The sequence below is a fragment of the Rhodanobacter sp. G1 genome, from assembly GCF_055397855.1.
In genome coordinates this window covers 748,725-764,815 of sequence record NZ_AP039674.1, presented here as the reverse complement: position 1 = coordinate 764,815, position 16,091 = coordinate 748,725, and the positions used below count along the sequence as shown (strand labels likewise).

Here is a 16,091-nt window from a genome sequence, read left to right as displayed (position 1 = left end):
ATGCCGCCGATTGCGCCCGATGTCAGCGCGGTCATCACCTTCCATCGGGAAGGGCTACTTGCGCACAAGAGCCTGCTGTCGCTGGGCCGGTGCTGCGCGGCAGCCGCGCGTGCCGGCATTTCGGTCGAGGTCGTCGCCACGCTCGACCGCCCCGACCCGGAAACCACGCGCGTCGTGAAAGCATTTCAAAGTGCTGGAAAACCGGATCGCCTGCTGCACCTGGATACTGGCGACCTGGGCCTTGCCCGCAACGCGGCGGTCGCGGAAGCCCATGGCCGCCGGATACTGATCTGCGATGGCGACGATTACCTGTCGGCCAATTTCATCGTGCGCTGCACGGAAGCACTCTCGAACGCCGGCGACAACGCCATCCTTCACCCCGAACTGGTGATGACTTTCGAGGCCGAGCATGCGCTCTGGTGGCAAATCGGCAGCGACGCGCCGGATTTCGATCCCGCCTGCATGCTGGCGATGAACCCGTGGAACTCGTGTTGCTTCGCGGCGCGGGACATCTTCCTCCGGACGCCGTACGTGCGTGCACGCCCCGGCGAATCCGGCTTCGGCTTTGAAGACTGGCACTGGAACTGCGAAACCTTCGCCCTGGGGCATCCGCACCTGATCGCTGCCAACACCGTACATTACGTGCGGAAGAAAGCCGCAGGCTCGCTCAACCGCGCACATGCCGCCCATCAGGCGCTGATTGCGCCCACCCGCCTGTTCGACATCGCACGATGATTTCGCAAAGCCGGCTGGGGCGTGCCTACCGCCTGTTCGATTACCTGTTGCTGTCGCGGCTGCCGACAACCGTGCAACACGCCGTGGTCGGCCATCTGCTTGCCCTTGCCAGGCGCCTGTTTCCGGGTCGTGCCTGGCCGATGTCGCCCGATCGGTTACTGGCGCGCCGACTGCTCCGGCGCGCTCCCCGGAAACAACGCGGTATGCCGGCATGGGCACGCACGGACATGGAGGATCTAGCGCTCCATGTCGATCCGATGCTTGCCCCGGAGCCCTTCCTTGCGCAGCGCCCGGCAGCGGTACTCGCCCCCATCCACTGGACGCAGGCGGGCGCCGCCTACGCGCGACTCTGCTCCCGCATCCACGGCATGTCGTTCGATACCGTGCTGCTGGTACCTTGGCTGATTCCGGGCGGCGCCGATCTGGGCGCGCTGCATCACGCGCGCGCCTGCCACGAGGCGTTTGGCCAACGCACGCTGGTCATTGCCACCGAATGGCTGAATTCCCCCTGGGCCAGCCGGTTGCCAAACGGCGTGCATTTCCTGGAGGCCGGAGCCGAACTCGGCGCATTGAGCGATCCCAATCTGGAGCCGGAAAGCGTGCTGGCGCGGATGCTCGTCCAGTTGGCACCGGCCCGCATCCACATCATCAATTCACAACTCGCCTGGCGCACCATCAACAGGTTCGGCAAGGCCATCCGGCAACGCAGCCGGATCTTCGCGTCCCTGTATTGCGACGAACGCGATGCGCTTGGTCGGCGCACCGGACTGACCCAAGCTTATCTTCCTGCAGCGGCGCGATGGCTGGACGCCGTCATCACAGACAACACGGCATCCCCACTGGAATGGCAACGCACACTGGGAGTCAATCCTGCGCTGTTCCATGCCGTGCATTTTCCCAGCCCTTTGGCATGGGAGCCGGCATCGACTTCCACGCACCGGAACCGGCTGCTCTGGGCAAGTCGCATGGAACCGCAGAAACGCCCCGAGCTGCTGGCCAGGCTCGCCGCCGCGTTGCCGGAGTTCCATTGGGACGTATACGGCGCCCACCCACCTGGCCAAGCACGCCTGATCGCCATGCTCGCCAAGCAGGGCAATGTCACGCTTCACGGGGCCTACGAACGTTTCCAGGACATCATCCAACCCGAACACCTTGCATTCATCCACACCAGCGCCTGGGAAGGCATGCCCAACGTGCTGCTGGAGGCAGCCAGTGCCGGGCTGCCCATCGTCGCTCCCGACATTGGCGGCATCCGCGACCTGATCCCGACCGAACGGCTGATCCATCCCGATGACGACGTGGCCCGCTTTGCCCAGGCGATCCGCGCATTGAACGACCCGGCAACACGCAGTGCATGGGTGCAATCGCAACAGGCACGCCTGTCCCGTTTCAGTTGGGAAGCATTCCTCGACGGCTTGCGGGCGATACCCGGTTACGCGGGATGAACCCGCCTCAACGCCTGCGCCAACGCCTCAGCAGACGCCCCAACGCGGATCGCCACCGACCCGGAACAGGCAATTTGCGCCCGACGATCTGTGCGGCACCGAACCAACCCACCTGCCCCGCGGGATCGAAACGACCGGTTCTGACGAAGCGGTTGCCCACCCGCATCCAACGAGTCCACCGCCAGGAACGGCTTTGCAGGACAACCTGGAGTTGCGCAGAAAGTTCGCGCTCACGCGCCGAGACATCTTGCAGGCTCGCATGCGTCGAGCTGTACTCGTCGCGATAGTGGCGCGCATCGTGCCCCACGATGGTGAGCTGTTCATTGCATGCCAGCAGCCGTTCCGACAATTCGTTCTCGCGTACTAAGGCCCGCTGCAAGCCGGCATGCGTCTGAGCACATTCCTCACGATAATGCTGCGCATCGTCACCCACGACCGTGAGCTGCTCACTGCATGCCTGCAAGCGTTCCGACAACTCGTTCTCACGCGCCAAGCCAGCCTGCAAGTCGACATGGGCACGGCTGCATTCCTCGCGGAAATACCGTGCATCGTTGCCCACGATCGTGAGTTGCTCGCTGCATGCCTGCAAACGCTCCGACAATTCGCTCTCGCGTATCGCCGCCGCCTGCAAGTCGGCTTGGGCTTGGGCGTATTCCTCGCGACAACGCTGCAACTCATCGCCCATGGCCGTGAGCTGCTCGCTGCATGCCTGCAAGCGTTCCGACAATTCGTGCGCGCGAGCCCACGCATCCTGCAATTCCGCGTGCGCTCGTGCGCGCTCATCACGATGATGGCGTGCATCGTTTTCCGCCGCGGCAAGTTGCTCGCTGCAAACATGCAGGCTGGCGCGGGCTTCTTCCAACAATCCATCCTGTTCCATGACGCGCTGTTGCCGGTCTACAAGCAACTGGCCCAACTCGTTCGCACGCCCTTCCACGCCAAGAAGCTGCACCTTCAACTCGCCACGCTCCTCCGCCGTGGCTTCGATTCTTGACAGCAGGCTGGCTCGCTCCGATGCGTGCTCCTCCAGACGCACACGCAGGATATCCGTCTCCGAACGATTCGCCGCGAGGCTGGCCTCCGCCGCCGTCAGCCTTGCACTGGCATCCTCGAGGGCAGCACCCAGCCGCGTGATCTCATGCTGACCATCTTCATAGGCCTTCCATGCCTCCCGCACTTGCTGCTCGAATCGAGGTTCGCCCTTGAAATGGAATTGACGCGTTGGCACACCGTCATCGGGCAACTCCCACTCGATCCGGTTCGTTGCCGGCTTGATCGACACCATGACCTGCTGAAGCTTGTCCAGCCACAGCGCACGTGCGCGCAGGTTCTCGCCATGATCGGGGCACTGCATGCGCTCGAGGAAATCCTCGAATCGGCCTTCGATATCCAACGCTTTCCGCTTCTGCTCGTAGTACTTGTTGCTGCCGCGCAACCAGCATGGGATGCCACGCAACTGGAGCCAGAGCGTCACGTGGTACGAACTGGAGTAGCCGAAGCGCCCGGTCAGCACGCGCGGCGCGCCACTGTCTTCGTCACCCAGGATGGCCCGCACCAGCAAGGCGGTTTCAATGTCGGAGAACGGAAATCCGGTTTCCAAGCGCTTGACGGTTTCGATGGAATCGACCACTGCTTCCCGCGCATCCTGAAACGCTTGGAAAAGTACGGGATGGCCACTACTCCCGACACGGGTGGCCACCAGGCGCAAATGGGCCGCCATTTCGGCCAACGCCGCATCGTTCCCCGTATAGCCGGATGTGTTCAGATGAAGGAATGCGCCATCGCCTTCTCGCAAGTCCAACTTGCGGTGCAGTTCAAGCAACTGCTCGACCGCATCGTCGAAGGAAAAGTCGGCAGGCATGCCACCCGCAATCGCACGATCGAGCGATGCGCTGTCGCGCATCCCCACGAGCCGTGGCCTGAACTTCTCCACATGCTCCCGAGTCTGTTGCACGAAGCCGGCGGACAGCTGTTGCCCGGATATCACATACGGAACATCGACGAGTTGCCCAAGGAACTGTTCGGCAGGCTGTAGAACGGAGTCCCCCCACATTTCATTGAGGTATCCGCCGCCGTACAGATACACGAAGGACACATTGCAGACGACATGGGTCAGCCGCAAACCGAGCCTTGCTGCCTCATCGGGCTTGATTGGCGCCTCTGAGGCGAACAGCAACGCATCCACCCCATAGCTTTTGCGCAAGGATGCGGCATCGACCTGCCGGGACAAGGCTTCCAGCATGAACAACGACACCACGGCGAGATCCGTCCACGCCCGAACCAGCTTCACCGCACCGAGGTGCTGAAGCACGTCGCCAAAGTTGCCGTAGCCAAAGTCGCTGCCGATCAACAACGCCTTCGGGCGCGCTGCAGCAAGCAATTCGGCGCTTTCGTTGTCTGCGTACAGATAGAACTGCATGGGGCTCAAGCCATCTCTTTTGTCTTCGTCACGGTCTCACCGAGACCAAAAACGTCTGCAACACGCGATGCGAAAGCCGTTGCCCCATGCTGGCTTTCCATCAGGCGGCGGCCACTGGTTGCGATGTCCGCCGCTGCATTCCAGTTTTCGTAGAAGTGCCCTATGGTGCGGGCATAAGCCTGTACCAGAGCCTGCTCATCGGCCCCCTCGACCAGCCAGCCGGTGATGCCGGACCTCACGACCTCGCCGATGCCGCCCACGTCCGGGGCAATGACGGGCAAGCCCGCCGCCAGGGCCTCGAGCAGGATGTTGGGAAGTCCGTCATAGCCGCTGGTGTAAAGGAACGCATCGCAGGATTCGATGGGAAGCTCCTCGAACGAGGAGAACTTGCCGTGATAGGTGATGCCAAGCGAGCGATCCCCGAAGACGGTTTTCGGGTCGATGCCGGCATCCGGTGTACCGTAGGCCTCGATCGAGACATTATCCAGTCCGGCCAGCTTGAGCGCCCCGGCGATGCCGGCAAGCAACCCCGGGCGTTTCTGTGGACAGATCCGCGAAGCCCACAGCAGGCGACGCACCGGCTTGTGACCATGCTTCACCATCGGCGGTAATTCGCAGCGCGTGTAGATCGTCTCGTATTTCGACTGCAATGTGCCCAGGACATCCCGATCGGCCTCCACGGTGGCAACGCAATCGCTGACGACCTTCCAGAAACCGGGAAGATGCCGCCGCATCACCTTGACGCCCCACGGGCCACGCAGCGACAGCTCCCGCCAATGGCAGGTGTCGTCGCAGAAACGGTAATAGACGGGCCGGAAGTGGCCAGCCAATACGGGCGCATAGGCGTCCAGCAACCGATGGGCGAACACCGACGACTTGACGTGCAAGCGCGCGCCTTCATTCGACACGGCCAGCATCGCACGCATCAGCATGGCATCACGCGCCGCGTCGTCGAGCGAGGGGAAGGCATTGTAGATGTCGATGAAAACGGTCGACTTGGGAAGCTTGGTCGCCCATTCGTGCCGGCTGGCCGATTCTCCGGCAATCACCAGCAACCGGGTATCGGGCTGTTGCCGGGTGATTTCCTCGAGGATGTGCAGGATGTATTTCTCCGCACCACCCGGCCTCAGCCAGGGCAACAGTACGACATCCGTGAACTTGCCTGCGCCAAGCATGCGGTACAGGCTCTCCATCTGCATGCCCCAATGCTTCGGATCCCAGGGCAGGGGGCAATAGCTGTGCGTCGACTCGACCCGATGAGGTTCAATCTCCGGCTCGAGCCGCGCGGCATCCCGGAGGTAGCCAACCAACCGTCCGGACTGCATCAAGCTCCGGGTGTTGTCGGCGTGAAAAACCTCCTGGCGCCGGCGCATGAATTGTTGCCAGTCGCCTACCCGTTCACGGCAAGCCCGCATGTCCGCCAGGAATGGCTCGACATCGAAGAGTCTGCTGTGGGGCACCAGGCGCGCCGATGCCGCATCTGCCTGGCGCAGAAGGCTGCCCGCCCGCTGGCGGTAGAAGAACACCGTATCCGGCGCCACGGCCATGTCGTACCCCATGGCGCGCAATTCGCAATTGATATACCAGTCTTCGTAGGCAAAGCCCGAAGTGACGCGCAAATCGTGGTAGCGGATCGACTCGAAAGTGGATCGGCTCACGAAGATCCGCGATACATAAGGGTGCTGGAAAGCGAAGTCCGCCGCCGTCAGGTATTCGGAGCCTACGTAACGGCAGTTGAAGTACTTGTCGCCGAAGGCGCAAAGATACTCCAGAAAAACCACTACCTTGGGATTTGGGTGCTGGCGCGCGGTATCCAGCAGGGAGACGATGCAATTGGACGACACCAGATCGTCGGCATCGGACGTCCAGATGTACTCACCCTTGGCCTGCTCGATGCCGGCATTCCTCGCCAAGCCAAGTGAGCCGAGGTTGACCTCCACTTCCACCACACGGCAGTAGGCGGAAAGCTCGACCGAACGGAACACCTCCCGCGTTGCGTCGTCGGCGCAGTCGAAAACTGCCACCAACTCAACGACGATACCGGCAGCAACCGCTTCTTCGGCGCACTGCTGCAACGAGCGCAGGGTTGGCTCAAGCATGAGCGCCTCGCGGTGCATGTTGAGGACAACGCTTACGTCGATTCCATTCGTCATTGGTAGGTCACCCGGAAAGGCATCTTGAACTTGAACCACATGGGATTGTCGTTATCGGAGAGCACGTCGAAAACCAGCGCCAGCTCGTCCGCGTAGATGACGACGTTATCGCTGCGATCCCACTTGCTGACCTTGTTTAGGCGGATAGCAACGCTGTAGGACTGGCCTCCACGCAACAGCATGCTCGACGAGAAGCGGAAACGAACCAGTTGCCCTTCGCCAACATCCAGGCTCCTGCGAAAAGTATTGAAGACACTTTCGCCGGTAAGCTCCTGGCCGAACTGATCCTTGATCAGGAACCCCGCGCTGATGTTCCGCATAGCCTTGTGGAACAACACGTCGACAGCGAGCGTGAACTTCTCCCCTTGCTCAAGCTTGGTCGTTGGCAACCCCTTGGCATCGAGTACCTGCAGCGATACGACACGCAACACGGATTCATCGCCCGGTGTAGGCGAGGCCATCCAATGATCGAAGGAAGCCTCGACGGCCGGGATCGGGGCGATTTCTGCCGGCGCGATCTCGTCGCAGGTATCCGACCCGACGCTTCCGCCGAACTCGACTGGCACTTCGGCTGCATGACCGTCATGGGCTGCTTCACTGAAGACTTCAGCCTCATCCGAGGCCCCGGATCCGGCATGGTCATCCATCGACTCCAGCACGATGCGATTGTGCTCGATGAACACTTCGTTCATGTAGGCATTGGTGACTTCGGTGACGCCGCCCTGCATTTTCACCCTGCCGCCTTCGATCCATATGGCGTGATCGCAGAGCGCACGCACGGCGTCGATGGAGTGGCTGACGAACAGCACCGTGCAGCCGCTTTCCATCAACCTGCGCATGCTGGCCATGCTCTTGTGCTGGAACCAGGCATCGCCGACGCTCAGGGCCTCGTCGACGATCAGGATGTCCGGCTCCACGTGGATCGTCACCGAGAACGCCAGGCGGGCGAACATGCCGCTGGAATACGTCTTGACCGGCTGATGCACGTGGTTGCCGATGTCGGCGAAGGCGATGATCTGATCCAGCCTCGCGTCCACCTCGTCCTTTCTCAGGCCGAGGAGCTGGGCATTCATGTAGATGTTTTCGATGCCGGTGAATTCCGGATTGAACCCTGAACCCAGCTCCAGCAACGCCGCCACCTTGCCCTTGACCGCTACCGTGCCCGTGGTAGGCGCCAGCGTGCCGCAGACGATCTGCAACAGCGTTGATTTGCCGGCCCCATTCTTGCCGAGGATCCCGTACACCTTGCCCTTGGGAATGCTGAAGTCGATATCCTGCAACGCCCAGAATTCCTGGTAATAGCGTCTTTCGCCCCGGCCAAACAGCATCTGCAACAGCCGGTCACGCGGCGTTTCGTAAATCTGGTAGCACTTGCTGAGACCATTGATCTCGATGGCGTTTTCAGATGACATCGGCAAATCCTTTCCGGGTCTTCTGGAACCAAGCGAACCCCAGGGCGGCGATGGTGAGCGACACCAGCATCACCTTGCACCACGCCACCCAATGCATCCCCTTATCCCACACCAGCAAATCCCTGGTTTGCTCGACGAAATAAGTGACCGGGCTTATGTACATGTAGCCGCGATATTTCTCGGGGATCGAATCCATCGAATAGAAAATGGGCGACATGAACATCACTATCGTGGTAATGACCCCGATGACCTGGCCCACGTCCCGCAAATAGACGCCAAGCGACGCCAGACCCCACGATATCCCGATTGTGAGCAACGCCAAGGGCAGAATGACGACGGGGAACCAAAGCGCATCGACGGACGGCAACCCGAAGACGACAAGATAAAACACCAGCCAGACCAGCACGCTCACGAAAAAATGGAACAGCGCCGAACCGAACGCGACCACCGGCAGTATTTCAAGAGGAAATACGACCTTCTTGACAAAATTCGGGCTGGACAGCACGAGGCCTGGCGCACGATTGATGCACTCGGAAAACAGGTTGAACACCATCATGCCCGCAAAAAGAATCACGGCGAACTGGGATCGCGAGCTTGTACCCCCCACCCAGCGTGACTTGAACACCACGCCGAACACGAAAGTATAGACGACCAGCATCAGTATCGGCGTGAAGAACGACCAAAGCAGCCCCATCACGGCCCCCCGATAGCGGCCGACCACTTCGCGCTTGATCATGTCGTAGGTGAGCCGCCCATGCCGAATCAGGGATTGACCTGCATACAGCAGACTGGTCGGATATGTATTTCCAGAGTTCACATGCAATTCCTTCCTGAAACACCCACTACTTTCAATTGCAATCAAGGCAATGTGCAGGCAGCACCGGGATCACTTGGCCAGCGCATCATTCAACTCGTCGCGCAAATCAGCGATGTCCTCCACCCCGACCGACAATCGCACCAGACCATCACTGATGCCCAGCCGCTTGCGGTTGGCAGAGGGCACCGAGGCATGCGTCATGATCGCCGGGTGTTCGATCAGGCTTTCCACGCCACCCAGCGATTCGGCCAGCGCGAACAGTTCGCAGCGCTCCAGCATGCGGCGCGCCTTCTTCAGGCCGCCCTTCACTTCGATGCTGATGATGCCGCCGAAGCCCTGCATCTGGCGCTTCGCCAGCGCTTGTTGCGGGTGGCCTTTCAGGCCGGGGTAGATCACGCGCTCGATCGCCGGATGTTTTTCCAGCCAGCCGGCCAGTTCCAGCGCGCTGGCGCAGTGCTGGCGCATGCGCAGGTGCAGGGTCTTCAGGCCGCGCATAGCGAGGAAGGCGTCGAACGGGCCGGCCACGGCGCCCACCGAGTTCTGCAGGAAGGCCATCTGTTCGGCCAACACCTTGCTGCCGGCGACCACGATGCCGCCCACCATGTCGGAGTGACCATTGAGGTACTTGGTGGCGGAGTGCAGCACCAGGTCGGCTCCAAACTCCAGCGGACGCTGCACCATCGGCGAGCAGAAGGTGTTGTCCACCACCAGGATCAGGCCGTGCTTCTTCGCGAAGGTGGCGACCTTGGCCAGATCCACCAGCTTCAGCATCGGGTTGGTGGGCGTCTCGGCCCAGATCATCCGCGTATTCGGCTTCAGCGCGGCCTTCAGTGCCGCACCGTCGTTGAGGTCGATGAAGCTGAAATCCAGTCCGGCGGAACGACGACGCACGCGCTCGAACAAGCGATAGCTGCCGCCATAGAGATCGTCCATCGCAATCACGTGGCTGCCCGAGTCGAGCAGATCCAGCACGGTGGCTGCCGCCGCCAGGCCGGAAGCGAAGGCGAAACCGGCTACGCCGCCTTCGAGATCCGCCACGCAGCGCTCGTACGCGATGCGCGTGGGATTTTGCGTGCGCGAATACTCGTAGCCCTTGTGCTTGCCGGGGCTTTCCTGCACGTAGGTGGACGTGGCGTAGATCGGCGTCATGATGGCGCCGGTCGAGGGATCCGGGTGCTGGCCGGCGTGGATCGCGCGGGTACCTAGGCCGAGGCTGTCGACAGGCGTCTTCTTGGGCATGACCGGGAACCGTGCTGGGCGGCAATCGCCGGAAACCGGCCACCGCGTGTGAGTTAATCGCTCATTGTACCCGCGAGGCCGGGATTTGCCTTAACCAAAGCCGGCATCCGTTCCGGACAAGGCATGCTTGCGTATTTGAGTCGCGGTGCGGGCATGCAAAAATGAGGTTCTGCCGCTACATGGATCAAGCGTCCTCATGCAAACCCTACTTGTCACCGGCGGCGCCGGCTTCATCGGCGCTAACTTCGTGCTGCAGGCGGTGGCCGACGGCCTCGCCGTGGTGAACCTCGACAAGCTCACCTACGCCGGCAACCTCGACACCCTGGCCTCGCTCGATGGCAATCCTCGCCACGTGTTCGTGCAGGGCGACATCGGCGACCGCGCGCTCGTGGCGAAGCTGCTGGCCGAGCACAAGCCCGATGCCATCGTGAACTTCGCCGCCGAATCGCACGTGGATCGCTCCATCGACGGCCCCGCCGAGTTCGTTCAGACCAACGTGGTGGGCACGCTGGGCCTGCTGGAATGCGCCCGCGACTACTGGCGCGGGCTGGAAGGCGCCGCGCGCGACGCGTTCCGCTTCCTGCACGTTTCTACCGACGAGGTGTATGGCTCGCTGGGCGAAACAGGCATGTTCACCGAAACCACGCCGTACGCGCCGAACTCGCCGTATTCCGCGTCGAAGGCCGCCTCCGACCATCTGGTTCGCGCCTTCCACCACACCTACGGCCTGCCGGTGCTCACCACCAACTGCTCGAACAACTACGGGCCGTTCCAGTTCCCCGAGAAGCTCATCCCACTAGTCACCGCCAAGGCGCTGGCCGGCGAGGCACTGCCGGTCTACGGCGACGGCCTCAATATCCGCGACTGGCTGTTCGTGGGCGATCACTGCTCAGCCATCCGCCGCGTGCTGGAGGCCGGCCGCGTGGGCGAAACCTATAACGTGGGCGGCAACGCCGAGCGCACCAACATCACCGTGGTGAAGGCGATCTGCGCCTTGCTGGACGAGCGCCGTCCGCTGGCCGATGGTCGCAAGCGCGAATCGCTGATCACCTACGTGAAGGATCGCCCCGGCCACGACCGCCGCTACGCGATCGACTCCTCCAAGCTGCAGCGCAAACTGGACTGGAAACCTTCGCAGACCTTCGAGAGCGGCATCGCCGCCACGGTGGACTGGTACCTAGCCAACCAGCCGTGGGTGCAGCGCGTGCTGGACGGCAGCTACCGCATGGAGAGGCTCGGCCAATGACCACCAAGGGCATCATCCTCGCCGGAGGCTCCGGCACGCGGCTGCACCCGATCACCCGCGCAGTGAGCAAGCAGTTATTGCCGGTGTACGACAAGCCGATGATCTACTACCCGCTGGCCACGCTGATGCTGGCCGGCATCCGCGAGATCCTTGTCATCAACACACCGCACGAACAGGCGATGTTCCAGCGCCTGCTCGGCGACGGCTCGCAATGGGGCGTCGAGATTCACTATGCCGTGCAGCCTTCGCCGGACGGCCTGGCGCAGGCCTTCACCATCGGCCGCGATTTCATCGCTGGCCAGCCCAGCTGCCTAGTGCTGGGTGACAACATCTATTACGGACACGGCTTCACCGAGCGCCTGAAGCGTGCCGCGGCGCGAGAGCATGGCGCCACGGTGTTCGGCTACTGGGTGAAGGATCCCGAGCGCTACGGCGTGGCCGAGTTCGACGCCAACGGCAAGGTAGTCGGCCTAGAAGAAAAGCCTGCCAAGCCCAAGTCGCACTATGCCGTCACCGGCTTGTATTTCTACGATGCCCGCGTCTGCGACTACGCCGCCTCGCTGAAACCCTCGCCGCGCGGCGAGCTGGAAATTACCGACCTCAACCGCTGCTACCTCGAGGACGGTTCGCTGCACCTGGAACAGCTCGGCCGCGGTTTTGCCTGGCTGGACACCGGCACGCATGAGTCGCTGATGGAGGCCGGCAACTACATCGAGACCATCGAGAACCGCCAGGGTCTCAAGGTCTGCTGCCCCGAGGAGATCGCCTACATCAACGGCTGGATCAATGCCGACCAGTTGGCCGCGCTGGCCGAACCGTTGGCCAAGACCGGCTACGGCCAATACCTCCAGCAGTTGACCCGGCAGGGGCTGGTGCGATGAAAGTGTTCGAGACCCGTCTGCCCGGTGCCGTGGTGATCGAACCCCAGGTGTTCGGCGACGCCCGCGGCTTCTTCTACGAAAGCTACAACGAAGCGAAGTATCGTGCTGCCGGCATCGACCGCACGTTCGTGCAGTCCAACGTATCGCGCTCCGCGCGCGGCGTACTGCGCGGCCTGCACTACCAGTGGCCGAACCCGCAGGGCAAGCTGGTCAGCGTGCTGGAGGGCGAGGTATACGACGTGGCGGTGGACATCCGCCGCAGCTCGCCCACTTTCGGCCAATGGACAGCAACGATGCTGACCGCCGAGAACCACCGCCACTTCTGGATACCGGAGGGTTTCGCTCACGGCTTCTGCGTGGTGTCCGAGTTCGCCACCTTCAGCTACCAGTGCACGGCGCTGTACGACGCCAAGGCCGACGCAGGCATCCGCTGGAACGACGCCGCGCTAGGTATCGACTGGCCGATCAGCGCGCCGCTGCTGTCGGACAAGGACACCAAGACGCCGTTGCTGGCTGACCTGCCTGCCGAACGCCTGCCGGTGTACGCAGCATGAGGATCCTGTTGCTGGGCGCGAACGGCCAGCTTGGCCGCAGCTTCGTCGAGGATGGCGGACTGGCCGCGCGCGGCGAGTTGTTTTCCGCCAGCCGGGACGGCCAGCGCTACGACGGCGCTGCCATCGAGACCGCCGATCTGGCGAAACCCGATGCGCTGCCAGCCCTGCTCGACCGCGTGCGCCCCGAGGCGATCCTCAACGCCGCCGCCTACACGGCGGTGGATCGGGCCGAGCAGGAGGAAGCGCTGGCCACGCGCGTCAACGGCCAAGCAGTCGGCGTGCTGGCGCGCTGGGCTGCCGCGCACGGCGCACTGCTGATCCACTACTCCACCGATTACGTGTTCGACGGCGCAGCCAGCGCGCCCTACCCCGTGGATGCGCCCACCGCAGCGTTGGGCGCCTACGGTCGCAGCAAGCTGGCCGGCGAGCTCGCCCTGCGCGACAGCGGCGCGGCGCATTTCATCTTCCGCACCGCCTGGGTGTATGCACCGCATGGCCACAACTTCCTGCGCACCATGCTGCGCGTGGGCGCCGAGCGCGACGAGCTGCGCATGGTGGCCGACCAGATCGGCGCGCCCACGTCCACCGCGCTGATCGTGGCCGGCACGCTGGCCGCACTGGATGCATGGCGAGCCGCCGACACCACACAACGCCGCACGCTGGAAGGCACGCACCACCTGGTCGCCAGCGGCTACACCAGTTGGCACGGCTTCGCCACCGCGATCTTCGAAACGGCGCGCGCCTGCGGCCTGCTGCCGCGCGTACCGCGCGTGGTGGCCATCACCACCGCCGATTACCCCACGCCAGCCAGGCGCCCAGCGTGGTCGGTGCTGGACAACTCGGGCTTTGCCGAACGCTTCGGATATGCTCCACCGGATTGGCAAGGCGGCTTGCGCGACGTCATCAATACACTTTGCTCAAACTAAGGACGGCAGAACGATGTTGATCCCTTTGATTCTCAGCGGCGGCAGCGGTACCCGCCTGTGGCCCGTGTCGCGCCGGAACCTGCCCAAGCAGTTCCTCTCGCTGGCCGGCCACGGCACGCTGTTCCAGCAGACTGTGGCGCGCACCCGTGAGCTGCCCGGCATGGCCGCACCCATCGTGGTGGCCAGCGAGGATCATCGCTTCCTCGCCGCCGAGCAGTTGCGCGAAGCTGGTGTTGACGACGGCACCGTGGTGCTGGAGCCGCTGGCGCGCAACACTGCTCCGGCGATCGCGCTGGGCGCGCTGGAGGCGCTGAAGCGCGATGCCGATGCGGTGCTGCTGGTACTACCGGCCGATCACCTGATCGCCGACACCGCTGCCTTCGTCGATGCCGTGCAGCGTTCGCTGTCGACCGCCCGGCAGGGTTGGCTGGTCACCTTCGGCATCCGCCCGGACCGCGCCGAAACCGGCTTCGGCTACATCCGCCGCGGCGAGGCATTGGGCGAAGGCGCGTTCCGCGTGCAGCGCTTCGTGGAGAAACCCGACCTCGCCACCGCCGAGGGCTACCTCGCCGATGGCGGCTACGACTGGAACTCCGGCATGTTCCTGTTCCGCGCCGACCGCTACCTGGAAGAACTGGGCCAGCATGCGCCCGCGATGCTGGCCGCCGTGCGCGCCGCGCACGCCGCCGCACACGCCGACCTCGACTTCGTGCGCGTGGACAAGGAGACCTTCGCCCAGGTGCCGGAGGATTCCATCGACTACGCGGTGATGGAAAAGACCGCGCGTGCCGCGGTGGTTCCGGTGAGTTGCGGCTGGAGCGACATCGGCTCGTGGTCGGCGCTGTGGCTGGCCGGCGAGCGCGACGCCGAGGGCAACCTGCGCGAGGGCGACACGCTCGCGGTGAACACGCGCAACTCGCTGCTGCGCTCGCACGGTCGCCACCTCGTCGCCGCTGTCGGCGTGGAGGATCTGGTCGTGGTCAGCACGCCCGACGCCACCCTCGTCGCGCACCGCGACGCCGCGCAGGACGTGAAGAAGATCGTCGAGCAGCTCAAGGCCGATGGCCGCAGCGAGCATTCCTTCCACCGCGTGGTACATCGCCCCTGGGGCAGCTACGACTCGCTGGAGGCCGGCGAACGCTTCCAGGTGAAGCGCATCGTGGTGAAGCCGGGCGCCAGCCTCAGCCTGCAGATGCACCACCACCGCGCCGAGCACTGGATCGTGGTCTCCGGCACCGCCGAGGTCACCTGCGGCGACAAGGTGTTCCTGCTCGGCGAGAACCAGAGCACCTACATCCCGCTGGGCAGCACGCACCGCCTGCGCAACCCCGGCAAGGTGGCGGTGGAGCTGATCGAGGTGCAGTCCGGCAGCTACCTGGGCGAGGACGACATCGTGCGCTACGACGACGTGTACGGGCGCGCCTGAGCGCCCGTCCCGACTACCGCTTACGCTGCCTCAGGTTGCGCCGCAGGCGGTATTCGTCCCGCGCCACGTACACCGCCGCGCCCAGCACCATCAACGCCAGCACGTACCAGGTGATCAGGTAGTTGAGGTGGTGGTTCGGGAAATGGATCACCGTCATCCCGCCGCGCGGCCATGCCGCTGCATCCGCGCCGGCATCCGCATCGACGAAGTACGGCGCCACGTCGGTGAGGCCGCGCGCCCTGGCGATGGCCGCGACGTCGCGGGTGTACCAGGTGTCAGTGGCCGTATCGTTGTGGCGGAACAGTGCGGAGGGCTCGCTGATGCGCAGCAGGCCGGTGACGGTGACTTCACCCGGCGGCGGCGGCGGGCAATGCCCCTTGAAGTCGCACCAGCCGTCCGGTGCGAAGCCGCGGTTGACCAGCACGACGCTGCCGTCATCGCGGCGCAGCGGTGTGAGTATCCAGTAGCCGGAACCGGCCGCAGTGGCCGTCCACACCCGCGTCTGGTGGACGTCCATCCACCGGCCGTGGAGACGCACGCGCAGGTACTCGGCACTGGCCGGGGTGACAGTGGCCCACTGCGCCTGCCGCGGCGCCGGCACGGGCGGCGCATGCACACGCTCGTTGGTACGCGCGATCAGCGCCGTCTTCCAGGCCAGCCGGTGCACCTGCCAGGTGCCCAGCGCCACGAAGGCGGAGAACAGCGCGACGCCGAACAACGCCAGCAGCACCAGCGCCAGCGGGCCACGCACCTGGCGTTCGTTGCCGTCGGAAGGATTCGAGATGTCGGGATTCATGGCGGAAGATCGCCCGCCGCATGATGGTGCGACAGGCGATCG

At 63.7% G+C, this 16,091-nt stretch carries 13 protein-coding genes; 7 read left to right on the top strand and 6 right to left on the bottom strand.

The window, feature by feature from the left end; genetic code table 11:
- A complete protein-coding gene (locus ACZ5Z2_RS03205) occupies positions 1-735 on the top strand; it encodes a glycosyltransferase family A protein (RefSeq protein ID WP_464760538.1) in 735 nt (244 codons plus the stop codon).
- Positions 732-2,180, top strand: coding sequence for a glycosyltransferase family 4 protein (locus ACZ5Z2_RS03200; RefSeq protein ID WP_464760537.1), 1,449 nt, complete (start codon positions 732-734; stop codon positions 2,178-2,180). The genes ACZ5Z2_RS03205 and ACZ5Z2_RS03200 overlap by 4 nt, the downstream gene beginning before the upstream one ends.
- 7 nt (positions 2,181-2,187) lie before the next feature.
- On the opposite strand, the gene ACZ5Z2_RS03195 is transcribed toward ACZ5Z2_RS03200, so the two are convergent.
- The 5 genes from ACZ5Z2_RS03195 to ACZ5Z2_RS03175 all read right to left on the bottom strand — a co-directional run bounded on the left by ACZ5Z2_RS03195 (position 2,188) and on the right by ACZ5Z2_RS03175 (position 10,220).
- A complete protein-coding gene (locus ACZ5Z2_RS03195) occupies positions 2,188-4,599 on the bottom strand; it encodes a hypothetical protein (protein WP_464760536.1) in 2,412 nt (803 codons plus the stop codon).
- A gap of 5 nt (positions 4,600-4,604) precedes the next feature.
- Complete coding sequence (locus ACZ5Z2_RS03190; RefSeq protein ID WP_464760535.1) at positions 4,605-6,752, bottom strand: glycosyltransferase; 2,148 nt, start codon at positions 6,750-6,752, stop codon at positions 4,605-4,607.
- Positions 6,749-8,164 (bottom strand): ABC transporter ATP-binding protein, encoded by a 1,416-nt coding sequence (locus ACZ5Z2_RS03185; RefSeq protein WP_464760534.1) that lies wholly within the window; start codon positions 8,162-8,164, stop codon positions 6,749-6,751. The genes ACZ5Z2_RS03190 and ACZ5Z2_RS03185 overlap by 4 nt, the downstream gene beginning before the upstream one ends.
- Positions 8,154-8,900, bottom strand: coding sequence for an ABC transporter permease (locus ACZ5Z2_RS03180; protein ID WP_464760533.1), 747 nt, complete (start codon positions 8,898-8,900; stop codon positions 8,154-8,156). Before ACZ5Z2_RS03180 ends, ACZ5Z2_RS03185 begins: the two co-directional genes overlap by 11 nt.
- A gap of 150 nt (positions 8,901-9,050) precedes the next feature.
- A complete protein-coding gene (locus tag ACZ5Z2_RS03175; protein ID WP_464760532.1) occupies positions 9,051-10,220 on the bottom strand; it encodes a trans-sulfuration enzyme family protein in 1,170 nt (389 codons plus the stop codon).
- 196 nt (positions 10,221-10,416) lie between these two features.
- Between ACZ5Z2_RS03175 and rfbB the strand changes: the two genes are divergently transcribed.
- Genes rfbB through ACZ5Z2_RS03150 form a run of 5 tightly spaced genes read left to right on the top strand, consistent with a single transcriptional unit; the run spans position 10,417 to position 15,253 of the window.
- Positions 10,417-11,466, top strand: a complete 1,050-nt coding sequence (gene rfbB, locus ACZ5Z2_RS03170; protein WP_464760531.1) for a dTDP-glucose 4,6-dehydratase — start codon at positions 10,417-10,419, stop codon at positions 11,464-11,466.
- The gene (gene rfbA / locus ACZ5Z2_RS03165; protein ID WP_464760530.1) at positions 11,463-12,347 is read left to right on the top strand and encodes a glucose-1-phosphate thymidylyltransferase RfbA; all 885 of its coding nucleotides are present in this window, start codon (positions 11,463-11,465) and stop codon (positions 12,345-12,347) included. The genes rfbB and rfbA overlap by 4 nt, the downstream gene beginning before the upstream one ends.
- On the top strand, positions 12,344-12,901 hold the full coding sequence (rfbC, locus tag ACZ5Z2_RS03160; protein WP_464760529.1) for a dTDP-4-dehydrorhamnose 3,5-epimerase: 558 nt from the start codon (positions 12,344-12,346) through the stop codon (positions 12,899-12,901). The genes rfbA and rfbC overlap by 4 nt, the downstream gene beginning before the upstream one ends.
- Positions 12,898-13,827, top strand: a complete 930-nt coding sequence (gene rfbD / locus ACZ5Z2_RS03155) for a dTDP-4-dehydrorhamnose reductase (RefSeq protein ID WP_464760528.1) — start codon at positions 12,898-12,900, stop codon at positions 13,825-13,827. Before rfbC ends, rfbD begins: the two co-directional genes overlap by 4 nt.
- Before the next feature lie 13 nt (positions 13,828-13,840).
- Positions 13,841-15,253 (top strand): mannose-1-phosphate guanylyltransferase/mannose-6-phosphate isomerase, encoded by a 1,413-nt coding sequence (locus ACZ5Z2_RS03150; protein ID WP_464760527.1) that lies wholly within the window; start codon positions 13,841-13,843, stop codon positions 15,251-15,253.
- A 13-nt stretch (positions 15,254-15,266) separates the two neighbouring features.
- On the opposite strand, the gene ACZ5Z2_RS03145 is transcribed toward ACZ5Z2_RS03150, so the two are convergent.
- Complete coding sequence (locus ACZ5Z2_RS03145; RefSeq protein ID WP_464760526.1) at positions 15,267-16,049, bottom strand: SURF1 family protein; 783 nt, start codon at positions 16,047-16,049, stop codon at positions 15,267-15,269.
- Positions 16,050-16,091: the final 42 nt, after the last annotated feature.

What these genes read in the sequence shown, in the direction of transcription:
- ACZ5Z2_RS03205 (WP_464760538.1), top strand. Translation starts at nt 1, where the DNA reads ATGCCGCCGATTGCGCCCGATGTCAGCGCGGTCATCACCTTCCATCGG.
- ACZ5Z2_RS03200 (WP_464760537.1), top strand. Translation starts at nt 732, where the DNA reads ATGATTTCGCAAAGCCGGCTGGGGCGTGCCTACCGCCTGTTCGATTAC.
- ACZ5Z2_RS03195 (WP_464760536.1), bottom strand. Translation starts at nt 4,599, where the DNA reads ATGCAGTTCTATCTGTACGCAGACAACGAAAGCGCCGAATTGCTTGCT.
- ACZ5Z2_RS03190 (WP_464760535.1), bottom strand. Translation starts at nt 6,752, where the DNA reads ATGACGAATGGAATCGACGTAAGCGTTGTCCTCAACATGCACCGCGAG.
- ACZ5Z2_RS03185 (WP_464760534.1), bottom strand. Translation starts at nt 8,164, where the DNA reads ATGTCATCTGAAAACGCCATCGAGATCAATGGTCTCAGCAAGTGCTAC.
- ACZ5Z2_RS03180 (WP_464760533.1), bottom strand. Translation starts at nt 8,900, where the DNA reads ATGATCAAGCGCGAAGTGGTCGGCCGCTATCGGGGGGCCGTGATGGGG.
- ACZ5Z2_RS03175 (WP_464760532.1), bottom strand. Translation starts at nt 10,220, where the DNA reads ATGCCCAAGAAGACGCCTGTCGACAGCCTCGGCCTAGGTACCCGCGCG.
- rfbB (WP_464760531.1), top strand. Translation starts at nt 10,417, where the DNA reads ATGCAAACCCTACTTGTCACCGGCGGCGCCGGCTTCATCGGCGCTAAC.
- rfbA (WP_464760530.1), top strand. Translation starts at nt 11,463, where the DNA reads ATGACCACCAAGGGCATCATCCTCGCCGGAGGCTCCGGCACGCGGCTG.
- rfbC (WP_464760529.1), top strand. Translation starts at nt 12,344, where the DNA reads ATGAAAGTGTTCGAGACCCGTCTGCCCGGTGCCGTGGTGATCGAACCC.
- rfbD (WP_464760528.1), top strand. Translation starts at nt 12,898, where the DNA reads ATGAGGATCCTGTTGCTGGGCGCGAACGGCCAGCTTGGCCGCAGCTTC.
- ACZ5Z2_RS03150 (WP_464760527.1), top strand. Translation starts at nt 13,841, where the DNA reads ATGTTGATCCCTTTGATTCTCAGCGGCGGCAGCGGTACCCGCCTGTGG.
- ACZ5Z2_RS03145 (WP_464760526.1), bottom strand. Translation starts at nt 16,049, where the DNA reads ATGAATCCCGACATCTCGAATCCTTCCGACGGCAACGAACGCCAGGTG.